At 73.8% G+C, this 15,327-nt stretch carries 15 protein-coding genes and 1 pseudogene; 11 read left to right on the forward strand and 5 right to left on the reverse strand.

All coding sequences use genetic code 11. From position 1 onward, the window contains the following. Position 1 precedes the first annotated feature (1 nt). From pyrF to ACGF13_RS16530, 7 genes are all read left to right on the forward strand, one after another. Positions 2-835, forward strand: coding sequence for an orotidine-5'-phosphate decarboxylase (pyrF, locus tag ACGF13_RS16500; protein WP_392874803.1), 834 nt, complete (start codon positions 2-4; stop codon positions 833-835). Between the two features lie 433 nt (positions 836-1,268). Further along, a complete protein-coding gene (gene mihF / locus ACGF13_RS16505) occupies positions 1,269-1,595 on the forward strand; it encodes an integration host factor, actinobacterial type (RefSeq protein ID WP_030056187.1) in 327 nt (108 codons plus the stop codon). A 49-nt stretch (positions 1,596-1,644) separates the two neighbouring features. After that, positions 1,645-2,202 carry a guanylate kinase gene (gene gmk, locus ACGF13_RS16510; RefSeq protein WP_392874805.1) on the forward strand — a complete coding sequence of 186 codons (558 nt, stop codon included), beginning with the start codon at positions 1,645-1,647 and terminating at the stop codon, positions 2,200-2,202. 37 nt (positions 2,203-2,239) lie between these two features. Beyond that, a complete protein-coding gene (rpoZ, locus tag ACGF13_RS16515; protein ID WP_030240625.1) occupies positions 2,240-2,506 on the forward strand; it encodes a DNA-directed RNA polymerase subunit omega in 267 nt (88 codons plus the stop codon). A 145-nt stretch (positions 2,507-2,651) separates the two neighbouring features. After that, positions 2,652-3,869: a bifunctional phosphopantothenoylcysteine decarboxylase/phosphopantothenate--cysteine ligase CoaBC gene (gene coaBC, locus ACGF13_RS16520; RefSeq protein WP_392874808.1), complete on the forward strand. Its 1,218-nt coding sequence runs from the start codon at positions 2,652-2,654 to the stop codon at positions 3,867-3,869. A gap of 152 nt (positions 3,870-4,021) precedes the next feature. Beyond that, entirely contained in the window at positions 4,022-5,245 is a 1,224-nt protein-coding gene (gene metK, locus ACGF13_RS16525) for a methionine adenosyltransferase (RefSeq protein WP_392874811.1), read from the forward strand. Between the two features lie 91 nt (positions 5,246-5,336). After that, positions 5,337-7,406 (forward strand): primosomal protein N', encoded by a 2,070-nt coding sequence (locus ACGF13_RS16530; RefSeq protein WP_392874814.1) that lies wholly within the window; start codon positions 5,337-5,339, stop codon positions 7,404-7,406. 479 nt (positions 7,407-7,885) lie between these two features. Here ACGF13_RS16530 and ACGF13_RS16535 read toward each other — a convergent pair. Further along, positions 7,886-8,237, reverse strand: a pseudogene (locus ACGF13_RS16535) (hypothetical protein); the annotation flags it as partial. Positions 8,238-8,489: 252 nt separating this feature from the next. Between ACGF13_RS16535 and def the strand changes: the two are divergent. From def to ACGF13_RS16555, 4 genes are all read left to right on the forward strand, one after another. Next, positions 8,490-9,035, forward strand: a complete 546-nt coding sequence (gene def, locus ACGF13_RS16540) for a peptide deformylase (RefSeq protein ID WP_392874817.1) — start codon at positions 8,490-8,492, stop codon at positions 9,033-9,035. 64 nt (positions 9,036-9,099) lie between these two features. Continuing rightward, positions 9,100-10,038: a methionyl-tRNA formyltransferase gene (fmt, locus tag ACGF13_RS16545; protein ID WP_392874820.1), complete on the forward strand. Its 939-nt coding sequence runs from the start codon at positions 9,100-9,102 to the stop codon at positions 10,036-10,038. Positions 10,039-10,152: 114 nt separating this feature from the next. Beyond that, positions 10,153-11,586, forward strand: coding sequence for an RsmB/NOP family class I SAM-dependent RNA methyltransferase (locus ACGF13_RS16550; RefSeq protein ID WP_392874823.1), 1,434 nt, complete (start codon positions 10,153-10,155; stop codon positions 11,584-11,586). 102 nt (positions 11,587-11,688) lie between these two features. Next, the gene (locus ACGF13_RS16555; RefSeq protein WP_392874826.1) at positions 11,689-12,693 is read left to right on the forward strand and encodes a MerR family transcriptional regulator; all 1,005 of its coding nucleotides are present in this window, start codon (positions 11,689-11,691) and stop codon (positions 12,691-12,693) included. Between the two features lie 60 nt (positions 12,694-12,753). Here the strand turns inward: ACGF13_RS16555 and ACGF13_RS16560 are convergent, their stop codons facing one another. The 4 genes from ACGF13_RS16560 to ACGF13_RS16575 form a co-directional block, all read right to left on the reverse strand. Next, a complete protein-coding gene (locus ACGF13_RS16560; RefSeq protein WP_392874829.1) occupies positions 12,754-13,203 on the reverse strand; it encodes a hypothetical protein in 450 nt (149 codons plus the stop codon). 41 nt (positions 13,204-13,244) lie between these two features. After that, on the reverse strand, positions 13,245-14,204 hold the full coding sequence (locus tag ACGF13_RS16565) for a ChbG/HpnK family deacetylase (RefSeq protein WP_392874832.1): 960 nt from the start codon (positions 14,202-14,204) through the stop codon (positions 13,245-13,247). 96 nt (positions 14,205-14,300) lie between these two features. After that, positions 14,301-14,609 (reverse strand): sulfurtransferase TusA family protein, encoded by a 309-nt coding sequence (locus ACGF13_RS16570; RefSeq protein WP_392874835.1) that lies wholly within the window; start codon positions 14,607-14,609, stop codon positions 14,301-14,303. Next, positions 14,606-15,307, reverse strand: a complete 702-nt coding sequence (locus ACGF13_RS16575) for a class I SAM-dependent methyltransferase (RefSeq protein WP_392874838.1) — start codon at positions 15,305-15,307, stop codon at positions 14,606-14,608. The genes ACGF13_RS16570 and ACGF13_RS16575 overlap by 4 nt, the downstream gene beginning before the upstream one ends. Between the last annotated feature and the right edge of the window lie 20 nt (positions 15,308-15,327).

The following is a 15,327-nucleotide window of genomic DNA, read 5'->3' on the forward strand; positions in this document are numbered from 1 at the left end:
CATGACCCTCGCCCCGTTCGGCGCCCGGCTGCGCCAGGCCCTCGACACCCGCGGCCAGCTCTGCGTCGGCATCGACCCGCACGCCTCCCTGCTCGCCGCGTGGGGGCTCGGCGACGACCTCGCCGGGCTGGAGACCTTCAGCCGCACCGTGGTCGAGGCGCTGGCGGACCGGGTGGCCGTGCTCAAGCCGCAGGCCGCCTTCTTCGAGCGCTTCGGCAGCAAGGGCGTCGCGGTGCTGGAGAAGACCGTCGAGGAGGCCAGGGCGGCCGGCGCGCTGGTCCTGATGGACGCCAAGCGCGGCGACATCGGCTCCACCATGGCCGCGTACGCCGAGGCCTTCCTGTCGCCGGCCAGCCCGCTGTTCTCGGACGCGGTGACGGTCAGCCCGTACCTGGGCTTCGGCTCGCTGCGCCCGGCCCTGGACCTGGCCCGGGAGCAGGGCTGCGGCGTGTTCGCGCTGGCGCTCACCTCCAACCCGGAGGGCGCCGAGGTGCAGCGCGCGGTGGGCGCGGACGGCGAGCCGGTCGCGGCCTCGGTGCTGCGCCAGCTGGCGGCCGAGAACGAGGGCGCCGCGCCGCTCGGCTCCTTCGGCGCGGTGGTCGGCGCGACGCTGGCCGACGCGGGCGTGGAACTGGCCATCAACGGCCCGCTGCTGGCGCCCGGGATCGGCGCCCAGGGCGCGACCATGGCGGACCTGCCGCGGGTGTTCGGCGGTTCGGTGATCAACGTGGTGCCGAGCGTCAGCCGGGACGTGCTCAAGCACGGGCCCTCGGTGCCGGCGCTGCGGGAGGCGGCGGAGCGCTTCGTCGGGGAGTTCGCGGACGCCGTCAGGTAGGGCGCCGAGTGGGCCGCCGCGTAGGCGGTCGGGTCGGCCGCCAACTCGGCCGCCAACTCGGTCGCCAAGTCGGCCGTCAAGTAGCGGAACCCGTCGTTCAGGTAGCCGCGCGGTGACCCTGCGGAGTGTCCGCAGGACCGCGCGGTGGCCGCGGAGTCGACGTGAGCGCCGTCACATCGGCACCGCCAAAGCCTCGCAATCGCGGTCATTTTGCCCTGGAAAGTCCTGGTCGGCCTTGGCTGACCAGGACTTTTCGTGTTCTTTTCCTGACGTGGCGCCGCAATCCGGGTAGTGTCCGGCGATAGGTCATCGGCGAGCCGCGATTTCCGTGGCTCCCGCAGGTCAGGGCCTTGTGGTTCCTCTTGCGGACGGTGTCCTCGGTACCGAACCAGTCCTAGCTCAATCCATCCATCCACACCCTGAGGTGAACGGCGTGGCCCTTCCGCCCCTTACCCCTGAACAGCGCACCGCCGCGCTCGCCAAGGCCGCCGAGGCTCGCCGGGAGCGCGCCGAGGTCAAGAACCGGCTCAAGCACTCCGGCGCCTCCCTGCACGAGGTCATCAAGGCCGGCAAGGCCGACAACGACGTCATCGGCAAGATGAAGGTCTCGGCCCTGCTGGAGTCCCTTCCGGGCGTCGGCAAGGTCCGTGCCAAGCAGATCATGGAGCGCCTCGGCATCAGTGAGAGCCGCCGCGTCCGCGGCCTCGGTACGAACCAGATCGCTTCCCTGGAGCGGGAGTTCGGCGGTGGCGCCGCCTGACCGTGCCCCCGTGGTCCCAGGATCCCCCGCGATCCGGGATAATCGGTGCATGAGTGAGCGTCCGCGGCTGACCGTGCTCTCCGGCCCCTCGGGGGTCGGCAAGAGCACGGTCGTCGCTCATATGAGGAAGATGTACCCCGAGGTCTGGCTCTCGGTGTCGGCGACGACCCGCCACCCGAGGCCCGGCGAGAAGAACGGGGTCCAGTACCACTTCGTCGACAACGACGAGTTCGACAAGCTGGTCGCCAACGGCGAGTTGCTGGAGTGGGCCGAGTTCGCCGGGAACCGTTACGGGACCCCGCGCGCGGCCGTGCTGGAGAAGTTGGAGCGTGGCGAGCCGGTGCTGCTGGAGATCGATCTCCAGGGCGCCCGCCAGGTGCGCGAGTCGATGCCCGAGGCGCAGCTGGTCTTCCTGGCTCCGCCGAGCTGGGACGAGCTGGTCCGCCGGTTGACCGGCCGGGGCACCGAGTCGCAGGACGTGATCGAGCGGCGGCTGGAGGCGGCCAAGGTCGAGCTCGCGGCCGAGACCGAGTTCGACACGACCCTTGTCAACACCTCCGTCGAGCAGGTAGCGGCCGAACTGCTAGCCTTGCTCGGTGTAGCCTGACCTGTCTGTCTTTTCCACCTTTTCGGAAGGTTTTAGCGTGTCCTCTTCCATGACCGCGCCCGAGGGCATCATCAACCCGCCGATCGACGAGCTGCTCGAGGCCACCGACTCCAAGTACAGCCTCGTGATCTACGCCGCCAAGCGCGCGCGCCAGATCAACGCGTACTACTCCCAGCTCGGCGAGGGCCTGCTGGAGTACGTCGGCCCGCTGGTCGACACCCACGTGCACGAGAAGCCGCTGTCGATCGCGCTGCGCGAGATCAACGCGGGCATGCTGACCGCCGAGGCGATCGAGGCTGCCTGAGGCGGTCGCTGAATTTCCGGGAGGGCCCGGCGGAATCGTTTCCGCCGGGCCCTTCGGCGTTGTGGGCGGCACCACGGTGCGGGTGATCGTCGAGGGGCCGTAGGGTGGGCGCGTTCCTGTTCGGACGAAGGGTTGGAAGGTGACTGTGGACGCCCCCCGTGTGGTCCTCGGCGTGAGCGGCGGGATCGCCGCCTACAAGGCGTGCGAACTGCTGCGCCGCTTCACCGAGTCCGGCCACCAGGTCACCGTGGTGCCGACCGCGGCCGCGCTGCACTTCGTCGGCGAGGCGACCTGGGCGGCGCTGTCCGGGCGCCCGGCCGCCACCGAGACCTGGGAGCGCGTCCACGAGGTGCCGCACGTGCGGATCGGGCAGCAGGCCGACCTGGTGGTGGTCGCCCCGGCCACCGCCGACCTGATCGCCAAGGCCGCCCACGGCCTCGCCGACGACCTGCTGACCAACACCCTGCTCACCGCCCGCTGCCCGGTCGTGGTGGCGCCCGCCATGCACACCGAGATGTGGGAGCACCCGGCCACCCGGGAGAACGTGGCCACGCTGCGCCGCCGGGGCGTGATCGTGCTGGAGCCGGCCGTCGGACGGCTGACCGGCAAGGACACCGGCAAGGGCCGGCTGCCCGAGCCGTCCGCGATCTTCGACGCCTGCCGGGCCGTGCTGCGCCGCGGCGGGCCGGTGCCGACCGACCTGGCCGGCCGGCACGTGGTGGTCTCGGCCGGCGGCACCCGGGAGCCGCTGGACCCGGTGCGCTACCTGGGCAACCGTTCCTCCGGCAAGCAGGGCTACGCGCTCGCCGCGACGGCCGCGGCGCGTGGCGCCAGGGTGACGTTGCTCTCGGCCAATGCCGAGCTGCCGGACCCGGCCGGGGTGGACGTGGTGCACGTCTCGACCGCGCTGGAGCTTCGGGAGGCGGCGCTGGAGGCGGTCCGGGACGCGGACGCCGTGGTCATGGCCGCGGCGGTGGCGGACTTCCGGCCCGCCGAGTACGCGACCGGCAAGATCAAGAAGGTCGAGGGGGTCGAACAGCCGCCCGTCGTCCTGGTCCGCAACCCCGACATCCTGGCCGAGCTGTCGGCCCACCGGGCCCGTTCGGGTCAACTGGTCGTGGGTTTCGCGGCGGAGACCGACGACGTGCTCGCCAACGGCCGCGCCAAGCTCGCCCGCAAGGGCTGTGACCTGCTCGTCGTGAACGAGGTGGGCAACGGCAAGGCCTTCGGTACGGACGTCAACGAGGCCGTGGTCCTGGGTTCGGACGGCAGTGAGACGGCCGTTCCGGTGGGCCCGAAGGAGGCCCTCGCGGACGTGATCTGGGACCTGGTGGCAAAGCGGCTGGAAACGGGCGGCAACTGATCGGAACCGTTCGCGCGCCGCTCGAGAAATTCTGAAGCGGGTGACGTTCGGCGGAAGCAGACGGTTAGACTCCAGGAATCAAGTCTTTCCGGAGTTCCCCGGGTCGCCCCGGGGAACTTCAGTCAGCAGCCGCTGCAACCCCAGGGAGCGCTGTGTCTCGCCGCCTGTTCACCTCGGAGTCCGTGACCGAGGGACACCCCGACAAGATCGCTGACCAGATCAGCGACACCATCCTTGACGCTCTCCTGCGGGAGGACCCGACGTCCCGGGTCGCCGTGGAGACGCTCATCACCACCGGCCAGGTGCACGTGGCCGGCGAGGTGACCACCAAGGCGTACGCGCCGATCGCCCAGCTCGTCCGGGACAAGATCCTGGAGATCGGCTACGACAGCTCCAAGAAGGGCTTCGACGGCGCCTCCTGCGGTGTCTCGGTGTCCATCGGTGCCCAGTCGCCCGACATCGCGCAGGGCGTCGACACCGCGTACGAGGCGCGCGTCGAGGGTGCCTCCCAGGGGGACGACACGGACGACCTGGACAAGCAGGGCGCCGGCGACCAGGGCCTGATGTTCGGCTACGCGTCCGACGAGACGCCCGAGCTCATGCCGCTGCCGATCACCCTGGCGCACCGCCTCTCCCGCCGCCTGACCGAGGTGCGCAAGAACGGGACCATCCCGTACCTGCGCCCCGACGGCAAGACCCAGGTCACCATCGAGTACGACGGCGACAAGGCCGTCCGCCTCGACACCGTGGTCGTCTCCACCCAGCACGCCAGCGACATCGACCTGGAGTCGCTGCTCACCCCGGACATCCGCGAGTTCGTGGTCGAGCCGGAGCTGAAGGCGCTGGCCGAGCAGGGCATCAAGCTGACCACCGAGGGCTACCGCCTGCTGGTCAACCCGACCGGCCGCTTCGAGATCGGCGGCCCGATGGGCGACGCCGGCCTCACCGGCCGCAAGATCATCATCGACACCTACGGCGGCATGGCCCGCCACGGCGGCGGTGCCTTCTCCGGCAAGGACCCGTCCAAGGTGGACCGCTCGGCCGCGTACGCGATGCGCTGGGTGGCGAAGAACATCGTCGCCGCCGGCCTCGCCCGCCGCGCCGAGGTGCAGGTCGCGTACGCGATCGGCAAGGCCGAGCCGGTCGGCCTGTTCGTGGAGACCTTCGGCACCGAGACCGTCCCGGTCCTCGCCATCCAGAAGGCCGTCTCCGAGGTCTTCGACCTGCGTCCGGCCGCGATCATCCGCGACCTGGACCTGCTGCGCCCGATCTACGCCCAGACCGCGGCGTACGGCCACTTCGGCCGTGAGCTGCCGGACTTCACCTGGGAGCGCACCGACCGGGTGGAGCAGCTGAAGGCGGCCGTGCAGGACTGACGCACAGCTTGAGTGAGGCGGCGCCCGCCCCCGTCCGGGGGTGGGCGCCGCCTCGTGCGTTGTCGGTGTGACCTGGTAGTACTGGGAAGTGATGAGCAGCACAGGGGAGCCAGAGCAGCTGGCGTTCATCCGCGAGACGGTCAAGCGGGCCAAGCCCAGGACGTGGCGCGGTGCCAAGCGGGCGGAACACAATCCGATCGCCCGGGTCGTGGTCGACAAGGGCGTCCTGAGTATCGACCAGTTCTTCGACTACGAGGTTCCGGCGATCATGGACGAGGCCGCGCAACCCGGAGTCCGGGTCCGGGTCCGCTTCGGGGCCCGACTGGTCAACGGGGAACGGCAGGGCGGGACGCTCCACGACGGGTTCATCGTCGAGCGGCTCGCGAAGACCGACTACCCGTACGCCCTGGCGCCGATCGCGCAGGTCATCTCGCCCGAGCCGGTGCTCTCACCCGAGCTGCTGAACCTGTGCCGTACGGTCGCCGACCGGTACGCGGGCACCCTGGCCGACGTCCTCCAGCTCGCCGTACCGCCCCGGCACGGCGAGGCGGAGGCGGAGCCCTCGCCGCCGTCCCGTCCCAGGCCGGACCCGCCGGCCCCGGGCGGCTGGTCCCGGTACCCCGCGGGGCCGGACTTCCTGGCCGCACTCGCGAACGGGGGCTCGCCGCGGGCCGTCTGGGCGGCGCTGCCCGGGCGCGGATGGCCCTACGAGATCGCCCGGGCCGTGGCGGCCGCCCTGGCGAGCGGCCGGGGCGCACTGGTCGTGCTGCCCGACGGGCGGGCCACCGCTCGGGTGGACCGGGCGCTCACCGAACTGCTGGGTGAGGGGCGGCACGCCGTTCTCGCCGCCGATCTCGGCCCCCGCGAGCGGTACACGCGATGGCTGGCCGTGAGCCGCGGGTCCGTACACGCCGCGATCGGGACCCGGGCGACGATGTTCGCACCGGTCCGCGACCTCGGCCTGGTGGTGGTCTGGTCGGACGGTGACAGCAGCCACAGCGACGGGCACGCGCCCTATCCGCACGCCCGGGACGTCGCGCTGCTCCGGGCGACGGAGGCGGGCGCGGCGGTGCTCCTCGGCGGCCACTCGGTGACGGTGGAGGGTGCCCAACTGGTCAGCAGCGGCTGGGCCAGGTCGATCGTGGCGGATCGCGAGACGGTGCGGGAGACGGCGCCCGCGGTGCGTACGGTCACCGACCGCGACGAGGCCAGGGACGCGGCGGCGCAGGCCGCGCGACTGCCGTCCGTGGCGTGGCAGGCCGCGCGGGACGGGCTCGCCGCCGGCGGTCCGGTCCTGATCCAGGTGCCCCGGCGCGGTTACGTGCCCCGGCTGGCCTGCAACCGCTGCCGTGAACCCGCCCGCTGCCGGCAGTGCGAGGGGCCGCTGGAAGCGGTCTCGGCGGACGCTCCGCTGCACTGCGGCTGGTGCGGGAAGGACGAGACGGACTGGCACTGCCCCGAGTGCGGCTCGTTCCGGCTCCGGGCGCAGGTGGTGGGGGCGCGCCGGACGGCCGAGGAACTGGGCAGGGCCTTCCCCGGGGTGCCGGTACGGGTCTCCGGACGGGACACGCTGCTCGCCACCGTGCCGAACGAACCGTCCCTGATCATCTCGACTCCGGGGGCCGAGCCCGTGGTGGAGGAGGGTCCCGGGTACGCGGCGGCCCTGCTGCTGGACGGGTGGTCGCTCCTCACGTTCCCCGATCTGCGGGCGGGGGAGTACGCGCTGCACCGCTGGCTGACGGCGGCCGCGCTGGTGCGGTCCGGTGCGGAGGGCGGCACGGTGGTGGTCGTCGCCGAACCGACCGTCCGTCCGGTACAGGCACTGGTGCGCTGGGACCCGTTCGGGCACGCGGGCATGGAACTGGACGAACGTGCCCAACTGCACTTCCCGCCGGTGTCCCGGATGGCCTCGGTGGTGGGGAGTCCGAAGGTCGTGGCGGACCTGCTGGACATCGTCAAGCTGCCGGAGGGCGCCGATGTGCTCGGGCCGGTGCCGCTGCCGCAGGTGCGGGGGGAGGACCGGGAGAGAGCGCTGCTGCGGGTCTCGCCCGGGCAGGGCGCCGCGCTGGCCGCGGCCCTCAAGGCCGCGCAGATCACCCGGACCGCCGTGCGGGGGCCCGCGAGTCTGGACGTGCGGATCGATCCGACCGAGATCGGATAGCGCCGGGTGGGGCGGGGTGAGTGGGCCACCCCGCCCCGGTTCGGCCCCGGTTCGGCCTCCGGCCCCGGTGTGGCGGTTCGGTCGGGTTGGTCGGTCCGGTCGGTTCGGTCAGCCGCGCAGCGGGATGCCGGGGCGGTCCGGCTGGGGGCGGTCGACGGGGGTGCCGCGGTCGGTCGTGCCGCGGTCGACGGGGGTGCGGTCCAGGGGGCCGCGGTCCATCGCGGTGCGGTCGATCGGCGCGCGGTCGATTGCGGTGCGGTCGATCGGCGCGCGGTCGATTGCGGTGCGGTCGATCGCCGTGCGCTCCAGGGCTCCGCGGTCGAGGCTGCCGCGCTCCAGGCTGCCGCGGTCCAGGCCGCCCTGGCGGGCCGCCGGGACGGTCGCGGCCAGCCCGGTGCGCTCGGCGCCGGCGGGCAGTTCCTCGGAGCGGTCCGGGCGGCTCTGGCCCGGGACGGCGCCGCTCGCGGCCAGGAGTTCGCTGGTCGGGCGGCGCATCCCGTAGCGCCGGTGCACCGCCTGCTTGGTGACCCCGAGGGCGGAGCCCACCGAGTCCCAGGAGAAGCCCAGCGCCCGGTCGAACTCGACCGCCGCCGCCACCAGCGTCTCCACGCTCTCCCGCAGCTCCTGCGCCAGGCGCACGGTCGGCGCCGGCGCCCGCCCGTACACCACGAAGCCGGCCGAGGTGCTCGGTCGGCGCGGACGGTAGACGTTGCCCAACTGGGCGGTGAGCGTCCGCAGCGCGTCGACCTGCCGCCTCACCCGCTCGATGTCCCGCACCAGCAGGTGCAGGCTCGCCCGCGCCCGGGCGTCGTGGTTGATCTGCTCGGCCATGGCCTACGTGCCACCTTCCGTACGGTTCGCTCGGCCGGGACGCGGTGTCCCGTGTGCCCGGCCACGGTCAATCTCTCTTGACCAACGCCGAAGCGGGGGCCGGGGTAACGCGGCTCGGCACAGTCGGCCGTGCCGGCCGCCGATCCGGGCCCGGGGAAGCCCCCGGCGGGCGGCCGCGAGGGTTGCATAGACTGGCGGGTGAACCAGCGGCCGACCGCAGCCCGCGCCCCTACGGACAGGAGCCCGTACCCCGTGGCGATCCAGCCGATCCGTCTCTTCGGAGACCCCGTCCTGCGGTCCACCGCCCAGCCGGTGACCACCTTCGACAAGGAACTGCGCAAGCTGGTCCGCGACCTCACCGACACCATGCTGGACGCCCCCGGCGCCGGTCTCGCCGCTCCCCAACTCGGCGTCTCCCTGCGGGTGTTCACGTACCACGTGGACGGTGTCACCGGGCACCTGATCAACCCGGACCTGTCGCTGAGCGAGGAGGAGCAGGACGGCCCCGAGGGTTGCCTGTCGCTGCCCGGGCTGCGCTACGACACCAAGCGCGCCTACGGCGTGGTGGCCAAGGGCTTCAACATGTACGGCGATCCGGTGACGGTGGAGGGCACCCGGCTGCTCGCCCGGTGCATACAGCACGAGACCGACCACCTGGACGGCATCGTCTTCATCGACCGGCTCGACCGCGAACAGCGCAAGGCCGCGCTGAAGGCGATCCGGGAGACGGACTGGGGCGGCGGGCCGGCCCCGGTGGTCAAGGTCTCGCCGCACAGCACCTTCGGCTCCGCCCGCTGAGGCCGTTCGGCATCTCTGTTCGTCCGCTCCTCCGTTTCGACTTCCGTTTGCAGAAAGGCACTTGATGCGTCTCGTTTTCGCCGGCACCCCCGAGGTCGCCGTTCCCGCCCTGGACGCCCTGCTCGCCTCGGACCGGCACGAGGTCGTCGCGGTGGTCACCCGCCCCGACGCACCGGCCGGGCGTGGGCGCAAGCTGGTCGCCAGCCCCGTCGCCCAGCGCGCGGAGGAGGCCGGGATCGAGGTCCTCAAGCCGGCGAAGCCCAGCGACCCCGACTTCGTCGCCCGGCTCACCGAGCTCGCCCCCGACTGCTGCCCGGTGGTCGCCTACGGCGCGCTGCTGCGCCCCGGCACCCTGGAGATCCCCAAGCACGGCTGGGTCAACCTGCACTTCTCGCTGCTGCCCGCCTGGCGCGGCGCGGCCCCGGTCCAGCACGCCGTGCTGGCCGGCGACGAGGTCACCGGCGCGTCCACCTTCCTGATCGAGCAGGGCCTGGACTCCGGCCCGGTCTACGGCGTGATCACCGAGGAGATCCGCCCCGCCGACACCAGCGGCGAGCTGCTCACCCGGCTCTCGCTCTCCGGCGCGCGGCTGCTCGCGGCCACCATGGACGGCATCGAGGACGGCTCCCTGCACGCCGTGCCGCAGCCGGCCGAGGGTGTCACGCTCGCGCCGAAGATCACCGTCGAGGACGCGCGGATCGACTGGAACCACCCCGCGCTGCGGGTCGACCGGGTGGTGCGCGGCTGCGCGCCGGCGCCGGGCGCCTGGACGGAGTTCCGGGGCGAGCGGCTGAAGGTCACCGGCCCGGTCAGGCTGCTGCCGGACTCCACCGAGCTGGCGCCGGGCGAGGTCGCGATGGTGGGCAAGAACAGCGTCCGGGTCGGCACCGGCAGCCACGACGTCGAGCTCGGGGAGGTGCGGCCGCAGGGGAAGAAGGAGATGCGGGCCGCCGACTGGGCCCGGGGCGCGCGGCTGGAGGCGGGGGAGCGCTTCGGGGGCTGACGCTCCGGTTTGGCGTTACTGTTCGTTTGATCCGTACTGTTCGTTTGATCGTTCGTGTACCTGATCCGTTCGTGTACCTGATTCATTTGAGTACCGCAGCACCTTGAGGCACCTGTGACCACCCCCAGCGCCAAGCGCGCCCCCCGCCCGCACCGCCGTCCGAAGAAGGACCCGGCCCGGATCGTCGCGTTCCGCGCGCTGCGCGCCGTCGACGAGCGCGACGCGTACGCCAACCTGATCCTGCCCTCGCTGCTCCGCGAGGCCGAGCAGAAGGGCATGGACCGGCGCGACGCCGCCCTCGCCACCGAACTGGTCTACGGCACCCTGCGCCTGCAGGGCACCTACGACGCGATCATCGCCGCCTGCATCGACCGGCCGCTCGGCAAGGTCGACCCGCCGGTGCTGGACGTGCTCTCGCTCGGCGCGCACCAGCTGCTCACCACCCGCATCCCCAGCCACGCGGCCGTCTCGGCGACCGTCGAGCTGGCCCGGGTGGTGCTCGGCGACGGCAAGGCCAAGTTCGTCAACGCCGTGCTGCGCCGGATCAGCGCCCACGACCTGGACACCTGGATCGAGCAGGTCGCCCCGCCGTACGACAAGGACGCCGAGGACCACCTGGCGGTCGTGCACTCGCACCCGCGCTGGGTGGTCTCCGCGCTCTGGGACTCGCTCGGCCGCTGGCAGCCGGACGCCTCCGGGCGCACCGCGATGGAGGACCTGCTGCGGGCCGACAACGAGCGGCCCGAGGTCACCCTGGTGGCCCGCCCCGGCCGGGCCACCGTCGGCGAGCTGGCCGACGTGCTGCCGGAGGCCCAGCCGGGCCGCTGGTCCCCGTTCGCGCTGCGGCTCGCCGAGGGCGGCGACCCGGGCTCGGTCACGGCGGTGCAGGAGAACCGGGCGGGCGTGCAGGACGAGGGCAGCCAGCTGGTCGCGCTGGCGCTGGCCACCGCGCCGCTGGAGGGGCCGGACCGGCTCTGGCTGGACGGCTGCGCGGGCCCCGGCGGCAAGGCCGCGCTGCTCGGCGCGCTGGCCGCCGAGCGGGGTGCGGGGCTGGTGGCGAGCGAGAAGCAGCCGCACCGCGCCCGGCTGGTGGCGCGGGCTCTGGACGGCAACCCCGGCCCGTACACCGTGATCGCGGCGGACGGGACGCGCCCGGCCTGGCGGTCCGGCGGCTTCGACCGGGTGCTGGTCGACGTGCCGTGCTCCGGCCTCGGTGCGCTGCGCCGCCGCCCGGAGGCGCGCTGGCGGCGCCGGCCGGCCGACGTCGCCGCCTTCGGCCCGCTCCAGCGGGACCTGCTGCGCTCGGCGATCGAGGCCACCCGGGTCGGCGGCGTGGTCGGCTACGCGACCTGCTCGCCGCACCTGGCGGAGACCCGCGCGGTCGTGGACGACGTGCTGCGGGGCGAGGGCGGCCGGGTCGAGTGGATCGACGCGCGGCCGCTGCTGCCCGGCGTCCCGGCGCTCGGCGAGGGGCCGGACGTGCAGCTGTGGCCGCACCTCCACGGGACGGACGCGATGTACCTGGCGCTGCTGCGGCGTACTGCCTGAGGCCGTTCGGGTGTCGCCGTCCCGGCCGGGGTCGCCTCCGGAAGGGGTCGCCTCCGGCCGGGGCTTGCACCTCCCGTAGGGGGAGGTAGCAGGGTGGTGGCCATGAACGGCGACACGGTGTACACCATCGGTGAGTTGGCCCGGCGGACGGGGCTGACGGTCAAGACCGTCCGCTTCTACTCGGACCGGGGGATCGTGTCGCCGGCCGGCCGCAACCCGGCCGGCCACCGGCGGTACGGCGCCGACGCCGTCGCGCGCCTGGAGCTGGTCCGCACCCTGCGGGAACTCGGGCTCGGACTGCCCGCGATCCGGCGGGTGGTGGAGCGCGAACTGACGCCGGCCGACGCCGCCGCCGTGCAGGCGGAGGCGATCGACCTCCAGATCCGGGTGCTGCGGCTGCGGCGGGCGGTGCTCGGGGTGGTGGCCAGGCTCGGGTCGACACCTGAGGAGTTGACGCGCGTGCACCGGTTGGCCCGGCTCACGGAGGACGAACGGGGGCGCCTGGTCGGGGAGTTCCTGGCGGCGGTGTTCGACGGGATCGACGGCGGAGGGGGCGGCGACGGACGGGGCGATGGCGGACGGGGCGATCGCGGAGGGGTGGGCCGCGGTGGGCGGTTCGCCGCTGTGGCGCGCTCGTTGACGCCGGAGCTGCCGGAGGACCCGTCGCCCGAACAGGTCGAGGCCTGGGTGGAGTTGGCCCGGATGGCGGGGGACGCGGGGTTCCGGGCGCTGCTGCGGGGGCTCGCCGAGGCGGAGGCTGCGGAGGCGACTTCTGCGGAGGCGGCGGGCGGTGCGGGGCTGCCGAAGCCAGGGCTGGCGGTGGCGGTGCGGGAGTCGGCCGGATCGGCGGTCGCGGCCGGGGTGGAGCCGGGGTCGGCGGAGGCGGCGGCCGTCGTCGCGGCGCTGGTGGAGCGGTACGGACAGTGGTGCGCGGGGGCGGTGCCGGGGGACGCCGGGGCGGTGCGCGACCGGTTGGCGGAGCGGCTGAGGGCGATGGCCGATCCTCGGCGGGAGCGGTACCTGGAGCTGCTGGCGGTCGTCAACGGTTGGGCTGCGCCGGAGAGTTGGGCGGCTGAGGTGGACTGGGCGGTGCGCGCCGTGGGGTGAGCCGGTGCGCGGGGGTGTGCGCGGCCGTGGGGCCGCGGCGGACGGCAGCGGCGGTGCGGCCTACCGGCGGGTGGGGCCGGGGTAGGTGGTCAGGAAGGCGTGGGCCTGGGCGCGGAGGTGGTCGATCGGCGGGTCCTCGCAGATCACCTCCAGACCGAGTCCGGTGGCCCGGCCCAGGTCGTAGTAGGACTGGTAGGCGAGGTACGGGCGGTGGTCGTCGGTGGGGTCGAGGCCGACGGCGAAGGTCGCGAAGTGCGGCTGCTGCTCGCCCCGGGCGGCGGTCGAACCGGGGCGGGAGAGCTGCCACTCGAACTCGTACGGCTCGGGCTCGGCGGGCAGGTCCAGCAGGGCCTGGGCGAGTCGGCGGACCTCGTCCGGGTTCGCGAAGGGGATCGACTCCGACCAGTAGGGGGCCGAGGCGAGCAGTTCCCAGCCGTCGCCGTTGTGGCCGACGGTCAGGGCCCACTCGCCGTTCCGGTCCTGCCAGCGGCAGCTGATGATCGGGTCCACGGCGGTCAACCTCCCTGTGGCACTGGGGTGTTCGTGACTCCTCATCGTGGCACACCGGGCGGCCCGGGGGGCTCGGCCGTGAGCCGTTCCCGGGCTCGCTGCCAGGCCTCCTGGAGCGTGCGGTAGCCGAGGACGGTGATGCCGTGCTCGGTGAGCAGCCGGCGCGCTTCGGGGGAGACGAGGAACGCGTGGTCGGTGTGCCGCACGCGCCGACCGTCGTCCGGGGCGGGGTGCATGGTGGGGTGCGGGGCGGGGCGTAGGGCGGGGCGTAGGGCGGGGTGCAGGGCCCACTCGGTGAGGCCCGGCGGGAGGGCGGCGAGCAGGCGGGCGTAGTGGGCGGGCTTGTCGTCCAGGGGGACGGTGAAGCTGTCGAGGAAACCGTGGTCCACCACCGGCAGCCCGCGCTCGCGCATCCGGGCCAGCGCGGGCGGCAGCCAGACCCGGACCGCCAGGCCGTACTCGGCGCCGAGGGAGAGGGTGAGGTTGAGGACGTCCTCGCGGCCACCGTCGGCCAGGCAGTGGAAGTCGAGATGGGTCGGGGCGAGGCCGGCCGCCGCCACCGCGTCGATCTGGGCGCGGAACTCGCGCTCCACGTCGTCGATCCGGGCCCGGGCGAGCAGGGCGGCGCGCCCGGCGGGGGTGGGGGCGAAGAACTCGCCGGAGGCGTCGAGGAGGGAGGGCACTCGGTCGCGGGCGGCGCGCGGGCCCCAGCGGCGGTCCGGGGACTCGCAGACCAGCGTGAGGTGGACGCCGAAGGGGACCTCCGGGTGTCGGCGCAGCAGCCCGAGCGCGTGCGGCGCGGCGACGCAGGGCGTCATCAGGCTGCACGAGGCGGCGATGCCGTTCCGGACGGCGTCGATCACGGCGAGGTTGACGGACTCGTCCAGGCCGAGGTCGTCGCAGTTGAGCAGCAGGAGACGGGCTTCGGGCGGGTGGCCGAGGAGGTGGTTGGCGGTGGTGAGTGGGGGCGGAGATGCGGGTGTGGGGCCGGCTGCGGGCATGGGCGCAGTCTGTCCCGGTGGCGGCGTCGGGCGCGCGGGGTTTTCCGGGCGACGGGGTCGGGCGGTGAGGCCCGCCGACGGGGACGGGCAGACCGGTCAGTCGGCTGTGGGGGCCGGGTGCCAGGGGCGGTCGGGGCGGGTCTGGACCGGGGCGGAGGTGAGGCGCAGCGCGTACACCTCGCGGTCGGTGGCCTCGTACGGGATCCGGCCGAGGTACTCGTGGCCGGTCAGGTGGCACCAGGCGGGGAGGTCGAGCGGGGCGGCGGGGTCGGTGGTGTGGATGTGGACCACCGCGCCGGCGGGGAGGTGCGCGATCCGGGCGCGCAGCCGGAGCAGGAGCTGGACGCAGAGCAGGCCGGTGCCGTCGACGGTGAGGTCGGGGGCGGCGGTGTCGGGTGCGCTCATCGAGAGGTCTCCCGAGAGGTCTGCTGGGTGACGCGCCAGAGGCGGCGGGGCAGGTCGCCCTCCTCGAAGGGGTGGACCTCGGTCAGGCTCCAGCCCTCGGCGGCGAGCGAGTCGACCAGCTCGCGGGGGAAGAAGTGGACGGCGAAGCCGCCGTGCTCCCAGATGTCGTCCCCGTGGCCGCTGCCGGCGCCGTAGTGGGCGTCGCCGGTGTGACGGACGGTGTAGACGAAGGTGCCGCCCGGGCGCAGGACCCGGCGGACCTCGGCGACGAGCGCCTCGATCTCCTCGGTGGAGAGGGCCATGCAGAGCAGCATGTGGGCGAAGACCCCGTCGGCGGAGGCATCGGGGAGGGGCAGCGGGTCGCGGACGTCGTGGGTGAGGACCGAGAGCCGGTCGGCCAGGCCCTGCTCCGCCGCGGTGGAACGCAGCTGCTCCAGGCCGGTCGGGCTGAAGTCGGCGGCCACCACGCGGAAGCCGGCCCGGGCGAAGTGCAGTGTGTCGCGTCCGTGGCCGGCACCGAGTTCCAGCACGTCCCGCGCCCCGGCGGCGGTGAACACCTCGGCCGCGTACTCGGCCGGGGCGGAGGGCCGCTCGCCGTACATCCCCGGGTTGGCGGTGTAGGTCCGCTGCCAGTGGGCGCGTTGGGCCTCGGCGAGGCCGGGCTCCAGGCCGGGCCCGGTGCCGGGGGTGTCGGTCATGGTGCCGCCCTTCGCGGGGT

The sequence above is a fragment of the Kitasatospora sp. NPDC048286 genome (assembly GCF_043201735.1).
GTDB lineage: Bacteria > Actinomycetota > Actinomycetes > Streptomycetales > Streptomycetaceae > Kitasatospora.

Bases quoted from the DNA above. Each gene is read 5' to 3' on its own strand.
- pyrF (WP_392874803.1), top strand. From the start codon at position 2: ATGACCCTCGCCCCGTTCGGCGCCCGGCTGCGCCAGGCCCTCGACACC.
- gmk (WP_392874805.1), top strand. From the start codon at position 1,645: ATGAGTGAGCGTCCGCGGCTGACCGTGCTCTCCGGCCCCTCGGGGGTC.
- ACGF13_RS16530 (WP_392874814.1), top strand. From the start codon at position 5,337: ATGAGCAGCACAGGGGAGCCAGAGCAGCTGGCGTTCATCCGCGAGACG.
- fmt (WP_392874820.1), top strand. From the start codon at position 9,100: ATGCGTCTCGTTTTCGCCGGCACCCCCGAGGTCGCCGTTCCCGCCCTG.
- ACGF13_RS16555 (WP_392874826.1), top strand. From the start codon at position 11,689: ATGAACGGCGACACGGTGTACACCATCGGTGAGTTGGCCCGGCGGACG.
- ACGF13_RS16565 (WP_392874832.1), bottom strand. From the start codon at position 14,204: ATGCCCGCAGCCGGCCCCACACCCGCATCTCCGCCCCCACTCACCACC.
- ACGF13_RS16570 (WP_392874835.1), bottom strand. From the start codon at position 14,609: ATGAGCGCACCCGACACCGCCGCCCCCGACCTCACCGTCGACGGCACC.
- ACGF13_RS16575 (WP_392874838.1), bottom strand. From the start codon at position 15,307: ATGACCGACACCCCCGGCACCGGGCCCGGCCTGGAGCCCGGCCTCGCC.